This window comes from Fulvivirga marina (assembly GCF_016775155.1).
GTDB lineage: Bacteria > Bacteroidota > Bacteroidia > Cytophagales > Cyclobacteriaceae > Fulvivirga > Fulvivirga marina.
In genome coordinates, this window is sequence record NZ_JAEUGD010000066.1 from 611,254 (window position 1) to 631,737 (window position 20,484).

At 39.0% G+C, this 20,484-nt stretch carries 18 protein-coding genes; 9 read left to right on the top strand and 9 right to left on the bottom strand.

Annotation, left to right across the window (positions count from 1 at the left end; genetic code table 11):
• Nucleotide 1: 1 nt before the first annotated feature.
• The gene (locus tag JMN32_RS23050; protein WP_202858744.1) at nucleotides 2-262 is read left to right on the top strand and encodes an acyl carrier protein; all 261 of its coding nucleotides are present in this window, start codon (nucleotides 2-4) and stop codon (nucleotides 260-262) included.
• Complete coding sequence (locus JMN32_RS23055; protein ID WP_202858745.1) at nucleotides 259-1,458, top strand: cytochrome P450; 1,200 nt, start codon at nucleotides 259-261, stop codon at nucleotides 1,456-1,458. Before JMN32_RS23050 ends, JMN32_RS23055 begins: the two co-directional genes overlap by 4 nt.
• A gap of 24 nt (nucleotides 1,459-1,482) precedes the next feature.
• Here JMN32_RS23055 and JMN32_RS23060 read toward each other — a convergent pair whose 3' ends face one another.
• Nucleotides 1,483-1,968 carry a hypothetical protein gene (locus JMN32_RS23060; RefSeq protein WP_202858746.1) on the bottom strand — a complete coding sequence of 162 codons (486 nt, stop codon included), beginning with the start codon at nucleotides 1,966-1,968 and terminating at the stop codon, nucleotides 1,483-1,485.
• A gap of 179 nt (nucleotides 1,969-2,147) precedes the next feature.
• Between JMN32_RS23060 and JMN32_RS23065 the strand changes: the two genes are divergently transcribed.
• The 6 genes from JMN32_RS23065 (at nucleotide 2,148) to JMN32_RS23090 (ending at nucleotide 9,849) form a co-directional block, all read left to right on the top strand.
• A complete protein-coding gene (locus tag JMN32_RS23065; RefSeq protein WP_202858747.1) occupies nucleotides 2,148-4,868 on the top strand; it encodes an FG-GAP-like repeat-containing protein in 2,721 nt (906 codons plus the stop codon).
• Nucleotides 4,869-4,870: 2 nt separating this feature from the next.
• Nucleotides 4,871-5,779 carry a PorP/SprF family type IX secretion system membrane protein gene (locus JMN32_RS23070; protein WP_202858748.1) on the top strand — a complete coding sequence of 303 codons (909 nt, stop codon included), beginning with the start codon at nucleotides 4,871-4,873 and terminating at the stop codon, nucleotides 5,777-5,779.
• 116 nt (nucleotides 5,780-5,895) lie between these two features.
• Nucleotides 5,896-6,303 carry a 6-pyruvoyl trahydropterin synthase family protein gene (locus JMN32_RS23075; RefSeq protein ID WP_202858749.1) on the top strand — a complete coding sequence of 136 codons (408 nt, stop codon included), beginning with the start codon at nucleotides 5,896-5,898 and terminating at the stop codon, nucleotides 6,301-6,303.
• Nucleotides 6,266-6,955: a GTP cyclohydrolase I FolE gene (gene folE, locus JMN32_RS23080; protein WP_202858750.1), complete on the top strand. Its 690-nt coding sequence runs from the start codon at nucleotides 6,266-6,268 to the stop codon at nucleotides 6,953-6,955. Before JMN32_RS23075 ends, folE begins: the two co-directional genes overlap by 38 nt.
• A 54-nt stretch (nucleotides 6,956-7,009) precedes the next feature.
• On the top strand, nucleotides 7,010-7,474 hold the full coding sequence (locus tag JMN32_RS23085) for a MarR family winged helix-turn-helix transcriptional regulator (protein WP_202858751.1): 465 nt from the start codon (nucleotides 7,010-7,012) through the stop codon (nucleotides 7,472-7,474).
• Nucleotides 7,475-7,575: 101 nt separating this feature from the next.
• A complete protein-coding gene (locus tag JMN32_RS23090; protein WP_202858752.1) occupies nucleotides 7,576-9,849 on the top strand; it encodes an aconitate hydratase in 2,274 nt (757 codons plus the stop codon).
• A 599-nt stretch (nucleotides 9,850-10,448) separates the two neighbouring features.
• Here JMN32_RS23090 and JMN32_RS23095 read toward each other — a convergent pair.
• The gene (locus JMN32_RS23095; protein ID WP_202858753.1) at nucleotides 10,449-11,027 is read right to left on the bottom strand and encodes a L,D-transpeptidase family protein; all 579 of its coding nucleotides are present in this window, start codon (nucleotides 11,025-11,027) and stop codon (nucleotides 10,449-10,451) included.
• A gap of 207 nt (nucleotides 11,028-11,234) precedes the next feature.
• On the opposite strand from JMN32_RS23095, the gene JMN32_RS23100 reads away from it, so the two are divergent.
• On the top strand, nucleotides 11,235-12,290 hold the full coding sequence (locus tag JMN32_RS23100) for a calcium/sodium antiporter (protein WP_202858754.1): 1,056 nt from the start codon (nucleotides 11,235-11,237) through the stop codon (nucleotides 12,288-12,290).
• A 113-nt stretch (nucleotides 12,291-12,403) separates the two neighbouring features.
• Here JMN32_RS23100 and JMN32_RS23105 read toward each other — a convergent pair whose 3' ends face one another.
• From JMN32_RS23105 to JMN32_RS23135, 7 genes are all read right to left on the bottom strand, one after another.
• A complete protein-coding gene (locus JMN32_RS23105; RefSeq protein ID WP_202858755.1) occupies nucleotides 12,404-13,012 on the bottom strand; it encodes a hypothetical protein in 609 nt (202 codons plus the stop codon).
• A 200-nt stretch (nucleotides 13,013-13,212) separates the two neighbouring features.
• A complete protein-coding gene (locus JMN32_RS23110) occupies nucleotides 13,213-13,803 on the bottom strand; it encodes a GNAT family N-acetyltransferase (protein WP_202858756.1) in 591 nt (196 codons plus the stop codon).
• A 29-nt stretch (nucleotides 13,804-13,832) separates the two neighbouring features.
• Nucleotides 13,833-14,126, bottom strand: a complete 294-nt coding sequence (locus JMN32_RS23115; protein WP_202858757.1) for a hypothetical protein — start codon at nucleotides 14,124-14,126, stop codon at nucleotides 13,833-13,835.
• 239 nt (nucleotides 14,127-14,365) lie between these two features.
• Complete coding sequence (locus tag JMN32_RS23120; protein WP_202858758.1) at nucleotides 14,366-16,804, bottom strand: TonB-dependent receptor; 2,439 nt, start codon at nucleotides 16,802-16,804, stop codon at nucleotides 14,366-14,368.
• Entirely contained in the window at nucleotides 16,804-18,144 is a 1,341-nt protein-coding gene (locus tag JMN32_RS23125) for an HTTM domain-containing protein (RefSeq protein ID WP_202858759.1), read from the bottom strand. Before JMN32_RS23125 ends, JMN32_RS23120 begins: the two co-directional genes overlap by 1 nt.
• Nucleotides 18,145-18,155: 11 nt before the next feature.
• A complete protein-coding gene (locus JMN32_RS23130) occupies nucleotides 18,156-19,271 on the bottom strand; it encodes an imelysin family protein (RefSeq protein ID WP_202858760.1) in 1,116 nt (371 codons plus the stop codon).
• Nucleotides 19,272-20,396 carry a DUF4856 domain-containing protein gene (locus JMN32_RS23135; protein ID WP_202858761.1) on the bottom strand — a complete coding sequence of 375 codons (1,125 nt, stop codon included), beginning with the start codon at nucleotides 20,394-20,396 and terminating at the stop codon, nucleotides 19,272-19,274. It abuts the gene before it with no gap.
• Between the last annotated feature and the right edge of the window lie 88 nt (nucleotides 20,397-20,484).

Consider the following 20,484-nt stretch of genomic DNA (forward strand, 5'->3'; position numbering starts at 1 on the left):
AATGGTCAAACCAAAGTCACAAGGTGAAATCATAGTTTTCCTGCAAAAGGTAATCGCTGAAGAAACCAAATTGCCTTACTCTGATGTTGATGAAAACCTTGGTCTTCACCAGTTCGGACTTGATTCCATCAGCTCGGTATACCTCCTTGAAAAAGTTGAAAACTACTATGGTATTACCATCAGTCCATTATACTTCTGGGACTACCCTACCATAAGGCTACTTGCAACTCAAATATTTAAAGAAAACTTTCAACAACAATGAACCTATGGGTACCGCTGGATCAGGACAATGTCCGGGATCCCTTTCCAATGTATGCACGCTTAAGACAAGAATCCCCCATTTATAAGGCCCAAACCGGTGAGTGGATCATAAGTTGTTACGAAAACGTCAAATATATACTGAAGGATCAACGGTTCAGATCCGGGAACAAGCTGGAATGGATTAATCGCGGTATCACATATTTTAAAAGTAGAGATCGAGATCTGTCAGCCATTGCAACCGCCATCAACTCATTTTTATTATTAATCAACCCTCCTGAACATACACAAATACGGAAATTCGTTTCCTCTGTATGGGATGACAAAGTGGTGGATCAACTTATATTAGAAAATATTGACATTTTACTCGCCACCAGAAGAAGAGGTAGTACTTTAGACATTGTCGATGATCTTGCAAAACCCCTTCCCAATATGACAATTTGTAAAATCATGGGAATTACAAATGATGACTATGAAAAGCTCAGCACTCTAAGTAATAATTTGGTGAAAGTGCTAAATCTATACAATAGCTTCAAGGACCTGGTAAATATAGACTCCGCATCAAAAAACCTGATTTCGCTATTTAACAAACTATTAAAATCAAAGCAACAAACTCCAGGCAACGATCTCATCAGTAAATTAATAGTAGCCAATGAACAGGAGAGCGAACCTTTATCAGATGAAGCTCTGATTTCAGTGTTTATATTTCTTTTTATTGCCGGACAAGAAACTACCATAGGCTTGATAAGCACAGGGCTTATGCACTTATCTAAAAACCCTGATCAGCTAGGTCGGCTCATTGCTCAACCGGAGCTTATGCCCAATGCAATAGACGAACTCCTGCGATACGATGGCCCTGTTCACCTGCTGGGTAGAATTGCTACTGAAGATGTTGAATTGATCGGCAAGCAAATCAAAAAGGGAGATACCGTTACCTTATGTCTGGCAAGTGCCAACCGAGATGGTAATTACTTTGAACAACCCGACACCCTTGATTTAACTCGTACCCCAAACCGGCATATTGCTTTTGGAAGCGGTATTCACTTCTGCCTTGGTGACTGGCTGGCTAAGAGACAAGGAGCATTAGCAATAGGAAAATTCCTGGAAATGTTCCCTGATTACCGCATCAACACCACTAATCCGATTTGGAACAACAACCTTTCTGTCAGAACCTTAAAGTCGCTTCCCTGTCATATATAATAATAGAAATTGTTTTCTTAAGAACTATATTTTAGCTCCTTTAAAGTAGTAAAGCCTGATATGATGTCCGGCTTTGGTTTGCCCTATAAAAGCCATTTTGGTACTTGGGAAAACCGCTTCTCTCCGCTCCTGTTTTAACCGTTCATTTTCTATTAAAGTGATGAGTCCTATACAATCAGACTGACCTGAAATATAAAGAGTTTCCAAAAAGTCGCGCGTAAGCACGGCTAGTTTGTCTACCAAACCCGGTATACGGTATTTTGGATGGATTAGTGTTCTGAAGTTATAAAAATAATTATCATTGAGCTTGGGGATTCTGGCTCGTTGAGCCGTAGTAACACCAATTACCCGGGCATCATCCACTGCAACAAACACCAATTGTCGTGCCCTTTCGTCAACATTAACGTTTTCAGGCAAAGCCTTCAGTTGCCTCCAAAACTCCTTCACCCGCTCCTTCAGGTCAAGATCTTTTTCCCAAACGTTTTTAAACAAGATATTCATTGTTGCCATAACCATCAGCATTAACTAAAGTGACCAAAGTTAATATATTGCCCTTACTTTCCATTTATTTATTCATATCTATTAATATTTAAATTAAAAGATGTAAAAATCATAAAATAAGATAAGGAAATTTGCTGATTATTTTTGTACCTTAGATTTTTAAAAACAATACCCTTTATAGAGGTTTTATGGATAACCATCTTCGCATACTCTATCGATATACACTTGCCAAGTACAAGAAATACCAATCTAGATTTAGTAAAAGCCTTAAAACAGGTCAGTATTATGAATACTCTGAAAAGAAACAAAGGCAGATTGTTCATAGAATTGACAAGCTGAAGCAACGCCTTTCTTCTCTGAAGTGGCAAATCAAACTGGGTTTGGCATCAGGAACACTGGCCATGTCATTAAGCTTATCTCAAGCAAACGCCCAACAATTGGGTCCCTTTGTTTCAAATGAACCCAAAAATCCTCTACCCTCCGTACAGCTTAATTCATTTGGCAATGAACACCCTGCAGTTGTAGATATAGATGATGATGGTGATTTAGATGTTTTTGTAGGTTCAAATTATGGTACAATAGCATTTTTAAGAAACGATGGCACGGCTTCAACCCCCCTGTTTGTACAACTCTATTCTACTGACAACCCCGCTAACGGTATAGATATTGGAGATTCCGCAACACCTGCTTTTGCTGACTTGGACAAAGATGGTGACTTCGATCTGATTATTGGACAATCTTACCAGTATCCCTATTTTCCTAACCCAAATGTTCGCTATTATGAAAATACCGGGTCAGCCTCCAAACCTGTTTTCTCATTGCCATCAAATGAACACCCGATGGACAATGTCTTTTCAGACAGTTACCATAGCCATCCTGCTTTTGTTGATATTGATGACGACGGGGATCTTGATGTATTTGTTGGTGGATCGAGAAACACCAATTATTCAAGCTATCGAGAAACTATAAAATTCTGGAGAAACGATGGAACTCTGCCCATTGCTCAGTTTACAGCCGAAGAAAGTTCTTCAAACCCTATTTCCATCGTGAACCCTGAGTTCGGAGGTACCCTTGATCGTGCTGCCCCTGCTTTGGTCGACATCGATGGCGATGGTGACAAAGACATGTTTGTGGGTGATGCCAATGGCAATATCAGGTTTTTTAGAAATACAGGAAGCAACACGAGTCCGGCATTCCCATCAGAAATAATCGGCACCAACAACCCATTTAATGGCATTAACCTAAGCTCAAATGCGTCTCCAGAATTTGCCGATTTTGATGGAGATGGTGACTTTGATGCCATAGCAGGAAGTGGCCCTTACACAAGGCTGCACTATTTTGAAAACATTGGATCTCCGACCTCCCCCAATTTTATAGAGAGGTTTAGTGTTAGCAATCCTTTTGAAGGGCTGACCTTAGACTTCAATGCCTCACCTGCCTTTGCCGATCTAGATTTTGATAAAGATATAGATGTAATTATAGGAGGCAAATACGCTGATGACACCATCCAATATTTCCAAAATAACAATGGTGTATTTACCCAAGTTAATACCCCTGCAAACCCCATTAAAGAAAGCTTCGAGAGCAACCTCTTCAAGTTTAGCCCTGCATTGGCCGACCTTGATAATGATGGTGATGCAGACATGCTGTTAGGCCTTGAAGACCGATATACATATCCAGGTACAACATTTCTTCATTACTATAAAAACAATAATAATAACGCACTTGAGCTACAACCTCCGCTCATTGCTGACACTACCCAAAATCAAACATTCTCACCCACCTTTGGAGATGTAGATCTCGATGGAGACTTTGACCTCGTTTTGGGAAGCAAAGAAGAGGGCCGCCTCAGGTATTTTGAAAATACTGGCAGCATTACTTCCCCTGCTTTTACTGAACGTACCGGCACTGAGAACCCTTTTGAGGGAGTATTTTTAATCACCACCCCTTATCGAAATTTTGCTAAGCCCGAATTGATTGACTTGGATCATGACGGTGACTATGACCTTGTAGTTGGTGTAGGTGATAATGATTATTCCGGGGATTTTATAACCGAAGATGGAACATTAAGATACTTTATGAATGAAGGTGGCGTATTCAGTGAGGCCAAAGGTACTACTAACCCATTTGATGGTTTTGATGTTGGAAAAGATGCAGATCCTGCATTTGCAGACCTTGATGAAGATGGTGATCTCGATGCTCATGTGGGTAATCACTATGGAGAGGTTAGGTTCTTTGAAAATCAAAACCAACCTCCCCAAATCTCACTGGGTGTAACTTCTCAGTCCTATACTGAAGGAGACCCACCTGTTGTTCTGGCCCCTTCTCTGATTATTTCAGATGATACTAATGATGACATCATAGGAGCTCAAATAGCCATTACCGGCAACTATCTAACCGGTACCGACTCGCTTGCTTTCACACCGCAAGGTGCAATAACGGGTTCTTTTAACCCTTCCAGTGGAATACTATCGTTAAGTGGTTATGGTTCCATTACAGATTACCAGGCTGCGCTACGAACAGTGACCTTTGTCAATACCGGGAGCGAACCAGGTTCTGCGATAAGAACCATTGAAATATCGGCAACTGACTTTGACAATACCACTCCTACACCTGCATCTATGGAAGTCAATGTAACACCTACTGAAGACCCAATACCTTCAAAATTAACCATTTACAATGCCATTTCTCCTAATAATGATGGTTTGAATGACTGGTGGGAAATTTTCAAAATATCAAGTCCTAACAAAATTGAACTGTACAATCGTTGGGGAGACCTTGTTAAAACACTCAATAACTATGTTAGCGAGGAAAACACCCTATTAGATGATCTACCATCGGCGACTTACTACTATAAAATAGAATCTCCTCAAGGAAAGTATACTGGCTATTTAGTTATTAAGAAATAATTATGAAGAAGTTTTTACCATTCGTCTTTATTCTCTGCTGGGTGTATAATCAATCCAAAGCCCAACAAGATCCTCTATATGCCCAGTATATAAACAATCCGCTGGTAATCAACCCAGCCTATACAGGTATCAATAATGTGTTGAACGCTTCCATTAGCCATCGGGCACAATGGACAAGTATAGAGGGTGCGCCCAATACCACATCTTTAAGTGTACATTCGTCATTTTTTGAAAACAAGGTAGGCGGAGGTATTCTTCTGGTCAGAGATAAACTTGGAGCTACTACCACTACTCAATTCAATGTTACGGGAAGCTACAAAATTGAATATGGAGAAAATATCTTCTCTTTTGGTATGCAGGCAGGTGTGCTTAACTTAAAAGAGAACAATGAGGAACTTCTGGTAAAAGACCCTAATGATCCTGTATTTACCAGCAACGAAAGTTTCTCTAAGTTTAATATTGGGGCTGGTGTCTCACTTAAAGGCCCCACATACTATGTAGGGTTTTCAGTACCCAGAATGATCAAAAGCAAAGAAGAATTTGGCAACATACAAACTGAGGTATATCAACGACATTTTTACCTGGCTGCCGGCTACGTTTATCATGTAGGGGTAGACTTTGCTTTAAAGCCATCTATACTACTTAAAGGAGTGGCTGATGCCCCCTTGTCTGTTGATTACAACGCCAGTCTTATATTCAGAGATAAATATACAATAGGTATCATTTCAAGAAACTTTCAAACCTATGGTCTCCTGGCCCAATTAAACATCAATGATAATTTACGCTTCGGTTATATATTTGAAGTCCCCACAGAAAAGTCCGTTGGCCCCAGTTTCAATACCCATGAACTGACGCTTACACTTGATATGGAAGTATTTGATTTTCATTTCTTATCAGAAAGGTATTTTTAGCCCTGTAAAATTCTTAATTTTGCCTTTTGTTTAAAGCAAGGAACTTTTCGTTAAACTTGATGTTATAACATTCGTCATCGAGCTTAGCGACTGAGTCAGTAAAACATTGTACTAATTTGAAAGTAGCTGTATTTAGAAAGGAGCATTTCAATGCTGCCCATCGATTACATAATCCGGAATGGAGTGAGGAGAAAAATGATCTGATTTTCGGAAAGTGCAACAACCCTCATTATCATGGCCATAACTATGAATTATTCGTAAAACTAACTGGTGAGGTTGACCCTGTTACCGGTTATGTTTATGATATGAAAGAACTCAGTGATCTTATTAAGGATAAAGTAATTAGCAAATTTGATCACAAAAATCTCAATCTGGACACAGAATACTTTAAAAATTTAAATCCTACCGCTGAAAACATTGCCGTGGTCATTTACAATATTCTCAGGAAGGAGTTGGACCATAATTTAGACCTTAAAATCAGATTATATGAAACCGAAAGAAATTTTGTTGAATACCCAGCATGAAAAAGACCTTGTTGATGAGTTTGGTGATGATCATGTGACATCTTCTTACGAAACCCCTCTCAGGCCTGATGCATTTGATATGAGTGATGATGAAAAAATAAAGCAGATCGAGGGACACTTCAGGGAAATAATGAACATCATGGGTCTTGACCTGAATGATGACTCACTCAGTGGCACTCCAAAAAGAGTGGCCAAAATGTTTGTTAAGGAGGTATTCAGTGGTCTTAACCCTGCCAATAAACCTCATGCCCGCCTATTTGAAAACAAATACAAGTATGATCAAATGCTTGTTGAAAAGGACATCACTTTCTACTCCCATTGTGAACATCATTTTGTTCCTATTTTCGGAAAAGTACATGTGGCCTATATTTCATCAGGTAAAGTTATCGGGCTTTCTAAAATAAATAGAATTGTCCAGTATTATGCGAAACGCCCCCAAGTGCAAGAGAGGCTTACTGTTCAAATTTCCAAAGAACTTCAAAAGGCATTAAACACAGAAGATGTAGGAGTTGTCGTAGATGCTACGCACCTATGTGTAGCATCCAGAGGTGTGGGAGATACCAATAGTAAAACAGGTACAGCCTACTTTATGGGCAAATTTAAAGAGAACCAAACAAAGAATGAGTTTTTAAATTATATCAATAGTAAATGAAATTTTAGCTGAAAGTCTGTAACTTCATAGGTTGAAACCAACCAACGAAATAAAATGGGACTAGCTGAAGAAATTCAACAAAAAGAATTCAAAAATGAACACCAGAAAACATTAATCAACATAATCTTCACGTATAATCACATTATACACGAGATGAATCTGGTTTTCAAAGAGGTAGACATTACAAGACAACAGTACAACGTTTTAAGGATATTGAGAGGGCAATATCCTTATCCGGCGTCCATAAGCTTGATAAAAGAAAGAATGCTGGACAAAATGAGTGACGCTTCACGCATTGTACAACGATTAGCGAAGAAAGGACTGATCACGCGGGAAATTTCAGAGGATGATCGTAGGTCTGTTGAAGTAATCATCTCTCAAAAAGGATTAGAACTATTATCAATAACTGATGAAAGAGTTAAAGGCTTTAATCACCTCATTGATAATCTGGATCTAGAAGAAGCAAAACAGCTTAATGGGCTATTAGATAAACTTCGGGAGCCAGTAGCTGTTATTTAAAGTAGATATAAATAAGGATCAGAGGGAGGGCTGATCCTTAAATAAATAATTTAATTCGTAATTTTGCAGTTCATTTCAAACCCCTTAAATACTCAATATATATGGCATTTGATATTGACATGATTAAGGCAGTATATTCTTCAATGGGAGAAAAAATAGATGCTGCCAGAAAGGTGGTAGGTAAACCACTCACACTATCTGAAAAAATCTTGTATTCTCACCTTCATGCAGAGGAACAACCTCTGGAAAACTTCGTGAGGGCTAAATCATACGTAAACTTTGCCCCTGACAGGGTGGCCATGCAGGATGCAACTGCACAAATGGCGCTATTGCAGTTTATGCAAGCTGGAAAAAAGCAGGCGGCAGTGCCTTCAACGGTACATTGCGACCACCTTATTCTAGCAAAGGAAGGTGCAAAGGAAGACCTTCAGAATTCAATCTCCGCAAGTGGCGAGGTGTTTAACTTCCTGGAGTCCGTATCTAACAAGTATGGAATCGGCTTCTGGAAACCTGGTGCTGGTATTATTCATCAGGTAGTGTTGGAAAACTATGCCTTTCCTGGGGGGATGATGATAGGTACTGATTCACATACAGTAAATGCAGGTGGTCTTGGAATGGTAGCTGTAGGTGTAGGTGGTGCCGATGCTGTAGATGTAATGGCTGGCATGCCATGGGAGTTAAAATTCCCCAAACTCATCGGTGTAAAACTTACAGGGCAGCTAAGCGGCTGGGCATCAGCTAAAGATGTAATCCTGAAAGTAGCAGGAATTTTAACCGTAAAAGGAGGAACTGGTGCCATTGTAGAATATTTTGGCGAAGGGGCCAAATCTCTATCCTGCACAGGAAAAGGAACCATCTGTAACATGGGTGCTGAAATTGGAGCAACCACATCTACTTTCGGATACGACGAAAAAATGGAAGAGTATCTAAGGGGAACCGGAAGAGATGAAGTAGCTGATTTGGCTAACGGTATAAAAGAACATCTTACTGGTGATGAAGAGGTTTACGCAAACCCTGAAAAATATTTCGATCAGGTTATAGAAATTAACCTTTCTGAACTTGAACCACACATTAATGGGCCTTTTACTCCTGATAGAGCTACTCCTCTTTCTAAGTTTGCAGAGGAGGTAAAGAAAAACGACTGGCCTGCAACACTTGAGGTAGGTCTGATAGGTTCATGTACTAACTCTTCATATGAAGACATTACGCGTTCAGCATCTATAGCTAAACAGGCTACAGATAAAAACCTGAAAGCAAAAGCAGAATTTACTATTACTCCGGGATCGGAGATGGTAAGATATACAGTGGATAGAGACGGGTACCTCGAAACATTTGACAAAATGGGTGGGGTTGTACTGGCTAATGCATGTGGTCCTTGTATCGGGCAGTGGGCCAGACATACCAATGACCCTACGAGAAAGAACTCCATCATCACTTCTTTCAATAGAAACTTTGCTAAAAGAAATGACGGTAACCCTAACACCCATGCATTTGTAGCGTCTCCCGAGATCGTTACTGCATTTGCGATTGCAGGTGACCTGACTTTCAACCCTATGACTGACACGCTAACCAACGAAAACGGTGAGCAAGTAAAATTGGATGAACCACAAGGTATACAGTTTCCTCCAAAAGGGTTTGATGTAGAAGACAGTGGCTATAAAGCCCCCGCTGCAGATGGTAGTAGCATTGATATAGAAGTTGCTCCTGATTCAAAAAGGTTGCAACTACTTGAGCCTTTTAAGCCATGGGATGGTAAAAACCTGACTGGCATGAAATTGTTGATCAAAGCTAAAGGAAAATGTACCACTGACCACATCTCTATGGCAGGGCCTTGGTTGAGGTTCAGAGGACACTTGGATAACATTGCTGACAATACCCTGACAGGTGCTATCAACTTTTTCAATGATCAGGCTGACTCTGTAAAAAATCAATTAACAGGTGAATACGGCCCTGTCCCTGCTACTCAAAGAGCATATAAGGCTGAAAGCATTCCTACAATAGTAGTAGGAGATCACAACTATGGGGAAGGGTCTTCCAGAGAGCATGCAGCAATGCAACCAAGACACTTGGGAGTAAAGGTTATTCTTGTAAAATCATTTGCAAGAATCCATGAGACTAACCTGAAAAAACAAGGTATGCTTGGTCTGACTTTCGCTAACGAAAATGATTATGATAAGATATTGGAAGATGACACCATAGATATCATTGATCTAGATCAATTTGCTCCTGATAAGCCATTGACTCTAGTGCTGAAACATGCGGATGGTACTGAAGATACCATCATAGCTAATCACACTTACAATGAACAGCAAATTGGATGGTTTAAAGCAGGGTCTGCCCTTAACCTTATCAAAGAAAAGGAAAAGCAGAAGTAATTTCTCTAAAACTCTAAAAGGCAGCTTATGGCTGCCTTTTTTTTAAACCAACTTTTAATTGACTTTTCATACCCTACTATTCTAAAAATTAATTTTACAAGCACGTAATAGTCCACTCCTTACACTTTCTTGATTTAAATTTTCATATTGAAATTTAAAAATAAAATGACAATAAACGTATATGGAGTTCCCCAGGGCTTTACACAAGGTTAGCAAAGAAAAACAGAAAGGGAACATGTGTTATCAATCCACCATCACATGACATAAATGAAATTATTTATACTCCGATAAAATCTAATTTCATGACAATATTCACTAACCATTCATAGCAGTACCTCTTTTCCAAAATTAAAAGCACTTATTTTGCATTAACCTATATATAAAAACAGAAGATAGAGATGAAGCCCCAGACTTCATTGATTTTCTAAGAAGTGAATACCCTTATAACAAACAGGAAATTAGGGATAATGTAAGGTATTTTGCATTTGCAGCTTCAGGTGTCAGCAGTGCCCGGAAATAAACTTACCTGGTACCCTTTCAGACAAAGTCTTCATTATTAGTGTATTATTAAAAGCTATTAGCTTCTAAATTTCACCATATCATGTAACAATTTTTACAGGCATTCCCTCATAAATATATTTATAAATTTCATTGACATCCTTATTCTTCAATGATACACACCCTAAAGTCCAATTCATCTTGTAATCTATCGCATGATCATATCCTGCGGGCACACCATGAATGCCTATTTCACCACCAATCTTAGCCGTTTCCGGAATGAGTCCCTCCTTCTTGGCTTGCTTATGTTTTTTCCATGAATCTTGAGTTGGGTAATCTATCCAGATAAACTTTGACCAGCTTTTATGAGGATAAAACCCTCGAATAGAAAACACACCTTCCGGCGTCCGTTCATCTCCCTCCATTAACTTATCCCCAACAGGATCGCCTCCAAATACTACAGGATATTCCTTCACCCTTACATCTTCAGAGTATAAAGTAAGCTTATATTCACTTTTATCGATAAGTATTCTCAGTTTTTTCTTATCAACCTTTAATGAATCCATGAGTCGATCAAGCTCAATCGAATAATTCAGATAATCTTCATATTTATCAATACTGCCACATTGAAGCAACGTAGTCAGCATAATTACACATATTTGCAAATTGAACTTCAACATTGTAACTTATTTTTCACGGATAATGCTTAACGAATTGAAATTTAATTTATTTTAATTATTGAAAAGATAATAGCCATAGACACAATTTTATTGAGGTTTCTTAAATGTTAAAAGCTTTTGACATTACCGTCTTTAAAAAAGTGTTTTTTTTAAATATTAATGCTCTAAAATCTTTATTTAACCTATGAAATATTATATATTTCACACATGTCCTTAATTCTATATTGTCTGGCTTTGATCACTTCATTTTACCTACTGGCAGAAGTAAGTGATCGCTATTTTGTAGTTTCACTGGACAAAATTGCTGAAAGACTAAAAATGTCACATGAAATGGCAGGAGCAACTTTAATGGCCATTGGATCTAGTGCTCCTGAACTGTTTGTAGCCATTATTTCATTGATCAGATCTGGTGATCATGCAGCGATTGGTGTTGGTACGATTGTAGGCTCAGCCTTATTTAATATATTAGTGATTATCGGAGCCTCAGCCATAGTACGTAATGCCAAACTTATGTGGCAACCAGTAGTTCGAGATTTCGTTTTCTATGCCCTATCTGTAGCCGCTCTTTTTGTAGTATTAGGCGATGGCTTGGTTACGTGGGTAGAAAGCCTGTTACTCATTATCTTTTATGGAGGCTACCTGCTCACTGTAATGAACTGGAAAAGGCTTTTCAACTTTGAAGATGGAGACCTTATAGATGAAGGGTATGAAAACCCAACACTAAAAGGCTGGAAAAGGATTTTCATCCCATTGCGCTATGCTCTTAGAAAAATGTTTCCCCATCCGAAACATTACATACTCACGTTCATATTTTCTATAGTAGCCATTGCATTTCTATGCTGGGTTCTTGTTGAATCTGCCATTGGCATTTCAATGATCATGAAAATACCTGAAGTGGTAATAGCGCTCACAGTATTAGCCATTGGAACTTCAATTCCAGATATGGTTTCATCAGTTATCGTGGCTCGTCAAGGGCGCGGTGGAATGGCTGTAAGTAATGCTGTAGGGTCTAATATTTTTGATATACTTATAGGCTTGGGATTTCCCTGGTTAATTATATCAATCGTTAAAAATGAACCTATCCTGACCAATGCTGCAAGTTTAAATGAATCGGTTATTCTACTTTTTGCATCTGTAGCACTAATCTTTCTGACCTTCGTTATTTACAAATGGAGAGTAAATAAAAAACTCGGATACATTCTCATATTCATTTATGTAGCTTATCTGGCCAGAGAAATTATTGGATTGTACTACCCTATTTAAACCTGATATCAAGTAAGTCAAGTCGATGTAATACTTAAAAAAAGAAAGTTACCCTCAAGGTTATGTAATAACACCAACCTCAAGAGTAACTTGTCTCTTAAGCTATAAAAAGCTTATTTCAATACCTTTTTGGCTAAATACTGTCCCAATTCCTTACCTGCCTTAGCATAAGACTCCTGAATTCTGTATCCTGTATCAAAATCGTACCCCATACCTCCTCTACCGGGTGAATTTTCGATAGTAACTACTGCTACAGGGTCAGTCGTGCCGGTTTTTACAAATACAGCTTCAAGATCAGTATATGCATTTTTTCTAACTACACCTACATTAAATCCAGGCTCAGTAAAAGTAGTTTTCAATATCAATGTATATTCTGTACCATCAAAATCACCTCCCACCAGGTTGTACTTCTCCAAATTCTTATTGAACAACTCTTCAAATTTTGGTTCAAACCTCTCGTTTCGATCAGCTATCCAGTTCTTCTTCCACTTATCTCCCGATCCTACTTCTTTCTTATTTAACTTAGCCACTTTTTCATTAACGTAGTCCTCTTCTTTTTCAAACTTTCCTACCCCCATATTACTGTAGTCATACTCAATATTCAGTTTCTTCTGACTTTTAAGAAAATCAAGATCACCGGATCTTACTTTCATTTTCTGTCCGCAAACAACTGCTACCGGGGCAAGCAACAATGATGAAATAATTAAGGCTTTTATGTTCATAGTTTATAGAGTTTATTTACAAGCTTGTAAATTATTCAGATTATTATAATATACAATAAAATCATCCTTTTAAAATTGATCTTTCGATAACTGGGTTATTAATCACACCCTCGCAGGTCAGTCTTCTACGAAATTCAATGATGAAATTAGCACCTTTTACTTTCCTCAAACTGTAGGTAAACTTTAAATGCGCTTGAACTTTAGCTCTCGGTTTGCGCGCCTGCAATCTTTGTTGATAAAACTGATTTGTTCATATCATAAGCCATAATAAAATATTCCTGATTGTTATATTGAAATTCGCCTACAGTGCTCCAACCTAACTTATTAGTATGAGCCTTCAATGAACGGGCATTAGCTTTATTTATAAATGTAGCAGTCAAAGGGTATCTCTCTACCATTTGGAGGCGCATCACCTCAAAAAGGGATTTCAGCAGATCTCCTCCTCTGTAAGCCTTGTCTATGCATATCGGTCCATATTGAAAGCTATTTTCTGTAGTAAGATCATATCCTGGAAATTGGACTTTTGGGAAAAACGAGGTCATATAAGTAAAAATAGGCCACTGTGCATAGTAATCCCAGCTACCAGCAAATATGTATGCTACCACTGCTCCTTTATCGAAAGCAATGAACAAGCCACCCTCAGAAATTATACGTTCAACTTGCTGTTGAGTAAAAGGTGTTGTTACAAAACCATCCTTTCTATCCTCTTCTTTTAAGTTGTTAAACAGGTATTTTTCCTGAAGATCCAAAACACTTTGAACGTCTTCCAGCGTAGCACTTCTTACTTCCATAGGGTAATAATTGAATATAAACAGATTGATTAACCTCGCAAATGTGTATCAAGCACATCCTCTGAAGAATATGACGATACTGGTGTTGCAAACTTCACGATTTGATAGCTTAAAAAACCTCCAAACGCAGCTCCAAGTATGGCCAGCACATAAACCAAAGGACTTTGCCCGTATAAGATAGCTCCTACCATGGCACCAGACACCTCAAACCCGAACAGCAGTATCAACAGTATAATAACATATTTCCATGGTTTCAAGCCCTTCTTCCTTGCTATTTTACTAATAGTTTTTCCAAGGGTTAGAACAGTCAAAACTTCAAGCATAGACACGTACTCATATAACTACTAAAGATCAGTTAACTCTGCAATTTTGGCAGGGGCAGCAATGTAATCAATTAGCGTGAAAAATTGGCATAAATGAGAAGATTGTTTATTCGCACCGACGATCATGATTTCTGAAGGAAAAATTAGATAAAACAGGCTGTATCAGTAATGTTGCGATACAGCCTTTAATTATTTAGTAACATCAAAACAATAACACTACTTACAAGGTAAGAGGCTATCTAAAATTTAAGTTCCAATGTCAGGTAAAAAGTACGGCCATCTGCTGGGATTATTCCAGGTCCCGGGTAGCCCGATGCTCTCCTTGTAAAATACTTATTATCTGTCAGGTTATTAATGCTGGCCTCTAATTTTGCAAACCTGTAACGATAACTTGCTGAGAGGTCCATCACATAATAAGTAGGTATTGGACCTGATACAGCCCCCGGAACCATATCATCCGCATTGGTGGCATCCGTAAAATGTTTTTGAACATAAGAGTACTGATAAGTGACCTTGAAATCATTGTGAATATAAGACAACCCGGCACGTAAACTGAATGGAGGTACAAGCTCCACCCTATTCCCTTCTATAGCCTCTTCTTCACTCGCCAGATACCTTGCATCTATTACAGATGCATTGACGAATAAATTCAGGTTGTTTTGTGAGTCAAACCCAAGCGCATCAAACAGTTCGAGTTCACCAAAAGCCTCTACTCCAGTGCTATAAGCATCCGATATATTTCCTCTATATCGGTAAACTCTGAAGTTAACCGTATCCTTTTTCTGAATGGCACTGATGCGATCATTATACCGGAGATAGAACAGGCTTATATCATAATTAAATTTCCCTGGCTTATTCCCTCTTATCCCAAGATCAAAGTTATAACCAAACTCATCTTTAATATTTGGATCTACCACCAAATTTGGGTTAACTACTCTGATATCATTGAAGTTAATAGATTTATAGTTTTGAGAGAAATTAGCATAAACTTCCTTATTCTCAAGCTTATAGCTAAGACCTAAGCCGAAAAACATGAAGTCCCTTGATCGCTCTCTGGATTCATACTCTTGATAGGTTGAATCTTTCTTAAACCCTGTTACCGGATCCTTCACAAAGGTACTTTTTTGATAGTATCCATCTGCACCAGTAAATATATGCTCGAAACGTAACCCTGGAGTCACGCTAAATTTATCTGTAATGTCAAAAATATTCTCGGTAAATATCGATAGGTTCTCGCTAGGCAGGTCAAAATCCGAATCTTCTAGATTATTAGGGTTCAAAAAGGTAAAGTGAGGCTCACTTGTAGCATCGGCCAAGCCTTGCTTTCTATCTGTGAAACCATTGTAATACCTAACACCTACCAGTGACACTGCTTGCTTATCAGCGATGCTGTAGTTGTAAATCAGACGTGTTTCATTACCAAAATTATGAAATTCATCGGAAAACAAGTTTCTTTCCTTTTCCACATCATCTGTGCGGTCAATTCTCCCCAAGTTACCGAGTGCATCTCTACCTCCTAACAGGGCAAAACTCCTTACATTTAGCTTTAGTTTGTTATTAATCTTATAATTGATGGTATTGGCAAACAAATTCCAGTTTACCTGAAACCAGTTCCTCCCTCGAATAGACTGTCTAGGATTCTCAGCAAAGAACTGGTCAGTAAGCCCTCCCGGTTGCTGGGCCAGATAATCCATGAAAGTATATTCAAACTTTATGGAGAGCCTTTCAGAAGGCTCATACTTCAAAGCCCCATAAGCCATCTTGGAATCAAAGGAGCTGTTATCCCTCCACCCATCACCTCTTTTATATTGAAAAAAGGTGTAGTAGTTCCACTTTCCAACGGTACCTCCCAAACTATTAAAAGTGCTATAGAAACCGTAAGAACCTACCGTATTACGTGTAATACCTTCGATCTTCTTCTCCTCTGCCCCTTCTTTCATCACAAAATTCAGTAACCCTCCAAACTGAGTACCATATTGCAGGGAAGCAGCCCCCCTCACCACTTCTATGCGCTCCACCGCCTCAGTTGCCGGGGTATAATAGCTTTCCGGGTAGCCTAAAGCATCCGCACTAATATCATAGCCATTTTGTCTTACGTTAAAGTTTGCTGTCCTACTGGGATCAAGTCCTCGTGCGCCAATTCCCAACTGCAGGCCAGCTCCATCACTTTCCCAAATGTTAAGCCCCGGGACTTTGGCATAAACCTGACGGCTATTATTTACGGCCAGATTAGCTGTAATATCACGAAGTTCTATTACTTCATTTTTTTTTGCTTCATAAATGGCAGCCCCCTCAACAGCTTGCAACCTGCGAATACCTGAGGTTTCTTCACGTTGGCTTTTGATCGTCACATTATCCAACTCTGCCGCAAGCTCTGTTAATTCAAAATCAATGTTTAATACGCTATTTTCAGATGTAAGTGTTACCTCTTTGCTCGAGGTTGCCTTCCCCATTGAAAATGCTGCCAGTGTATAAGTTCCGTAAGGCACATCCTTTAACTCAAAATAGCCTCTTTTGTTTGTAGAAGTAATATAAGCTGTGTTTTGAAGGAAAACTTCCACTTCAACAACAGGAACTCCATCAGTAGACTTAACAGTTCCTTTAATAATACCCTGAGCACTAGCCTGTATGGCTAGAAAAACCAAAAGTATGGTTACGTACTTAAACTTTACTTTCATTAATTCTTATAGGATAATATCCATTTTTTATGTTTAAACCCGTCCTGCTCTTTCGTCAGGTCCACTTCCGGATCAATGAATAACCTACTTCCACTACCATTCAATGTCACGTAGGCCTCCGCCCTAATCTCCGGGTCATTAATTCCTTGTTTTATATATTCTTGCTCCAAAAAGTGAGCATATTGCAATATCATATCTGGTTGAGTCGACATTTGCTTCTCCTGCATAGGCGTTAAATGGTCATGTGCATATGCCTCCCATTGTCGTCCGGTTTCAGGATCCTTAACATGAAAAATGACATACCCTGCTTTTTCCATGAGCATAACTCTCCATGAAAAACGAAAACCCTGCTCCGTCCAAAAAAGCTTTCCGGGGTATAGCGTAAAGCGCCACGGCAGTAATACCTGCACTATTAAAAAAAGGGTAAAAAAACTAACCACCCATCGACTGGCAGTAGTAACATCATATTCTTTAGGAGTAGAACCTCTGTAAATTCCCATGCGCTGCAAAACAACCCTTAATTTATTTATTAAACCCTGATGAAAATCAGGAGAAAAGAAAATGGTTGTAGAGAGTATCATTATAAAAGGGAACATCCCTATAGGGAAAAGCAACCAGGTAATGATATGAAATGCTATAACTGCTACATAAGCATATGAGCGAGTGCGTTTATAAAAAAGGAAGAAAGGAATGGTAAGATCGTAAATCGCACCAAACCAACTAAAAAAATAGGCCACCCAAACCTTTTCAAAAAGAGAGCCTACGACAGGGACATGCGCATTAGGTGGGAGCCACATTCTCAACGGAAGTGCTTCAACCAGCCAATCGTAGTTAAGTTTGGCCACTCCGGCGTAGAAATAGACCAATGCCAGCTGTAATTGAATAACAAGGATGCACCAATATGGCACCTTGCTGACATTCAAGCTTGGCTTACGCCACACATCAATGGAAAAATGACGATGAGCCGGCAAGAAGATCATAGCCAGGCTTACCAGACTTACAAAATAGTAGTGATTCAGGTAGTTGGTTTTATCTATGAGCTCTACATAGGTGAATGCGAGAAAGAATACCGAAGAAGATACCCTATAAAAAGCTCCTGCCATAACACATAGTGCAGTTATGGCCATAACAATAAACATGGCGTAGATGCCCACTTCACCGAGAGGTTTGATCCACTCAAATCCATAGTAAGAAAAGAAGAAACGCGGCATGAGGTATTGGGAATCAACCCATCCGTTAAGCATAAACCGCATTACACTTACAAACATTATAAAGCCAAAAAGCACCCTGAATACAACTAAGGGTGCGATGGATGTTGGCTTATATATGATATTTTTCATCTTCGAATGATCTAATCACCATCATTGTCCTGGTAGGTAATCAAAACCCCAAGAGCAGAAGGCATATCGGCCTTTAACATTACTACCAACTTCTGCAACTCAGTGTAAGCCTCCTCGGCAGGTGTTGGATTAACTTCTACGGTCTCTTTATATGGAGATGGAATCTCCCCTACCTCTTTCATTGCTCTTTCAAATTGTAATTTGATAGCATCCGAAAGAAGACCTCCATTATATTGGGCGTTTATAGTGGTCAAATAGTCATAGAAGCTGACCTTATCACCACTTACACCAATGCCCATATAAAAATTATATAGTGCCTTCAGGTTTTCTGAAGCCAGCGAAATAGAGAGATCGCTATATCCTGCCTCTACCTCTGCCGGGATCGGAATTCCCTGAGATCTTTTGCCTAATGGAATACCGATTTTGCCATCACGGGTTTCTCTTTCAACAAATTTGTTTAGTTCATTAACCATAAGCCCCACACTACTCCCAACATCAGTTCCATCATTATTGATAAATACTGACTTATAATCACCACCGGCTGCACTCCACCCGGTAGCCACTTCTGATACCCTCGTACGAATATCCAAGGCAACCGCCTTTAAGTAGTCTTTTCTGTTCGAAGCGTCGCCATCAACAGTAAACATATCCACAATACCCTGATCGGTATCGGAAATGCCATACAATAAATACCCAACTGCTGGAAATCCTTTCTCATCCTGCCCTGAAATGGTATTAAAATCGTATGACCCGGTGACTATATTATTATCAATAGAAATGTAGTCTGCAGGAAATGAGTTGACAGAACTCATCAACAAAACATCAAATGCAGGACCAAATTCCCAGAAGGAAGATCTCTGCCATGCATGATAGGCCACTTGAAATGCATTTCTAGCAGCATTAAGATTAGAGAGATCCGGAGTAGCTACAAAAGCATTGACTGCTTCATCTAAAGTAATCACCTCCTTATTTAGAGTATCATAAGCCGGTATAATAACATTATCGGCCAGATCTTCTAACATTGCTTTACGATCAAAACCGGGAGTATTACCTCCGGTTTCATCATCACTGCAGCCTATAACCGCAATGAGATTTATTAACAGTATTACAGAAATTACTTGCTTCATTTATAACTGATCTTTAATAGCTTCCAGTGATGGGTATGTTGCCACTAAGGTGGCCTTTGCCTTTTGAATCCCTGCAAGTTTTACCTCCCAGAAGTTACCATCAATACCCAGATCTGTGTTGAGTATTTCATTGATTTCAGCTTGGGTGATCTTCTTAACCGGGCTGTATTGTAAAGCCTTCACAAAAGCATAACCTTCAGACAAATGGTGAAATAAATTGCCATGATCTGCTGCACTTAAATCACTCATGGCCTGATTAAGATAATGAACAGCTGTAGCTGCGGCTACCAATTCATGGGCTTCATAAATAATTTCCTTCTGCTCATTTTTCACCTCATACCTTTGAGCTACGATTGCAGCTCTACCTGTCAGATATGCGTTCATCAATGTTGTGCTAACTCCCAAAAGTGCATCACGCCCCAGAGTATACTTTGCCCAAAATCTATCCTCTGATTCTGATAATACCGGGGTACCATTTGGAAAATCAACAGGAACACCCCAATATCCAAAAGCTTCATCCCAGTGGTGCTCCATAGTAGTATAATTCTTACCATCAACCATGGTCTCATTATCTACATCATCACCTGTTTTGGCATCTGACAAATAAGAGTTGTAGATCTGGTTATAGAATACAGCACCCATCAATCCCTTCTCTACAAACTGAGTAAACTCCCAACCTTTCTCATTAACCAGGATAAAACCCGTTCCTCTTTCTAAAAGTCCGGCTTGTCCATTGCTTGCAGATATACCTGAATTACTTGCCTCTTCAGCTCCTACAAATAAATTCTTAAACCATTGTACATCAGAAATAAAAGTTTTATCCTCAAGTTGCTTAGATGATGCATTCAGCTCAGCACTGATAAAGGCATTGTTCTCATTAGCAAACATGTTGAGTAGTTTAGATGCTTCTATGGCTTCTCCCAGGTTACCTGTAGAAAGGTAACTTTTTATCTCTGCAACCATATCAAGTCTATCAATCTGCCCCTGATAGCTTACTGTAGACTGACCATCTCTGGTAAATTCATAAGTAGCTGGCACCTCTACATTCGGCAAAGCATCTTCATCCTCATCGCAAGAAAACAAGGCCGCTACAAACAATAGACTATACAATAATTTAAGCTTCATAAGTGGTTAACGTTATCTTTATTTAGACTTTGTTTAAATAATGACACAAATATAACAGGCTCTAGGAAGTCATCAAATTTTGTTTAGA

What these genes read in the sequence shown, in the direction of transcription:
- JMN32_RS23050 (WP_202858744.1), top strand. Translation starts at nt 2, where the DNA reads ATGGTCAAACCAAAGTCACAAGGTGAAATCATAGTTTTCCTGCAAAAG.
- JMN32_RS23055 (WP_202858745.1), top strand. Translation starts at nt 259, where the DNA reads ATGAACCTATGGGTACCGCTGGATCAGGACAATGTCCGGGATCCCTTT.
- JMN32_RS23060 (WP_202858746.1), bottom strand. Translation starts at nt 1,968, where the DNA reads ATGGCAACAATGAATATCTTGTTTAAAAACGTTTGGGAAAAAGATCTT.
- JMN32_RS23065 (WP_202858747.1), top strand. Translation starts at nt 2,148, where the DNA reads ATGGATAACCATCTTCGCATACTCTATCGATATACACTTGCCAAGTAC.
- JMN32_RS23070 (WP_202858748.1), top strand. Translation starts at nt 4,871, where the DNA reads ATGAAGAAGTTTTTACCATTCGTCTTTATTCTCTGCTGGGTGTATAAT.
- folE (WP_202858750.1), top strand. Translation starts at nt 6,266, where the DNA reads ATGAAACCGAAAGAAATTTTGTTGAATACCCAGCATGAAAAAGACCTT.
- JMN32_RS23085 (WP_202858751.1), top strand. Translation starts at nt 7,010, where the DNA reads ATGGGACTAGCTGAAGAAATTCAACAAAAAGAATTCAAAAATGAACAC.
- JMN32_RS23090 (WP_202858752.1), top strand. Translation starts at nt 7,576, where the DNA reads ATGGCATTTGATATTGACATGATTAAGGCAGTATATTCTTCAATGGGA.
- JMN32_RS23095 (WP_202858753.1), bottom strand. Translation starts at nt 11,027, where the DNA reads ATGTTGAAGTTCAATTTGCAAATATGTGTAATTATGCTGACTACGTTG.
- JMN32_RS23100 (WP_202858754.1), top strand. Translation starts at nt 11,235, where the DNA reads ATGTCCTTAATTCTATATTGTCTGGCTTTGATCACTTCATTTTACCTA.
- JMN32_RS23105 (WP_202858755.1), bottom strand. Translation starts at nt 13,012, where the DNA reads ATGAACATAAAAGCCTTAATTATTTCATCATTGTTGCTTGCCCCGGTA.
- JMN32_RS23110 (WP_202858756.1), bottom strand. Translation starts at nt 13,803, where the DNA reads ATGGAAGTAAGAAGTGCTACGCTGGAAGACGTTCAAAGTGTTTTGGAT.
- JMN32_RS23115 (WP_202858757.1), bottom strand. Translation starts at nt 14,126, where the DNA reads ATGCTTGAAGTTTTGACTGTTCTAACCCTTGGAAAAACTATTAGTAAA.
- JMN32_RS23120 (WP_202858758.1), bottom strand. Translation starts at nt 16,804, where the DNA reads ATGAAAGTAAAGTTTAAGTACGTAACCATACTTTTGGTTTTTCTAGCC.
- JMN32_RS23125 (WP_202858759.1), bottom strand. Translation starts at nt 18,144, where the DNA reads ATGAAAAATATCATATATAAGCCAACATCCATCGCACCCTTAGTTGTA.
- JMN32_RS23130 (WP_202858760.1), bottom strand. Translation starts at nt 19,271, where the DNA reads ATGAAGCAAGTAATTTCTGTAATACTGTTAATAAATCTCATTGCGGTT.
- JMN32_RS23135 (WP_202858761.1), bottom strand. Translation starts at nt 20,396, where the DNA reads ATGAAGCTTAAATTATTGTATAGTCTATTGTTTGTAGCGGCCTTGTTT.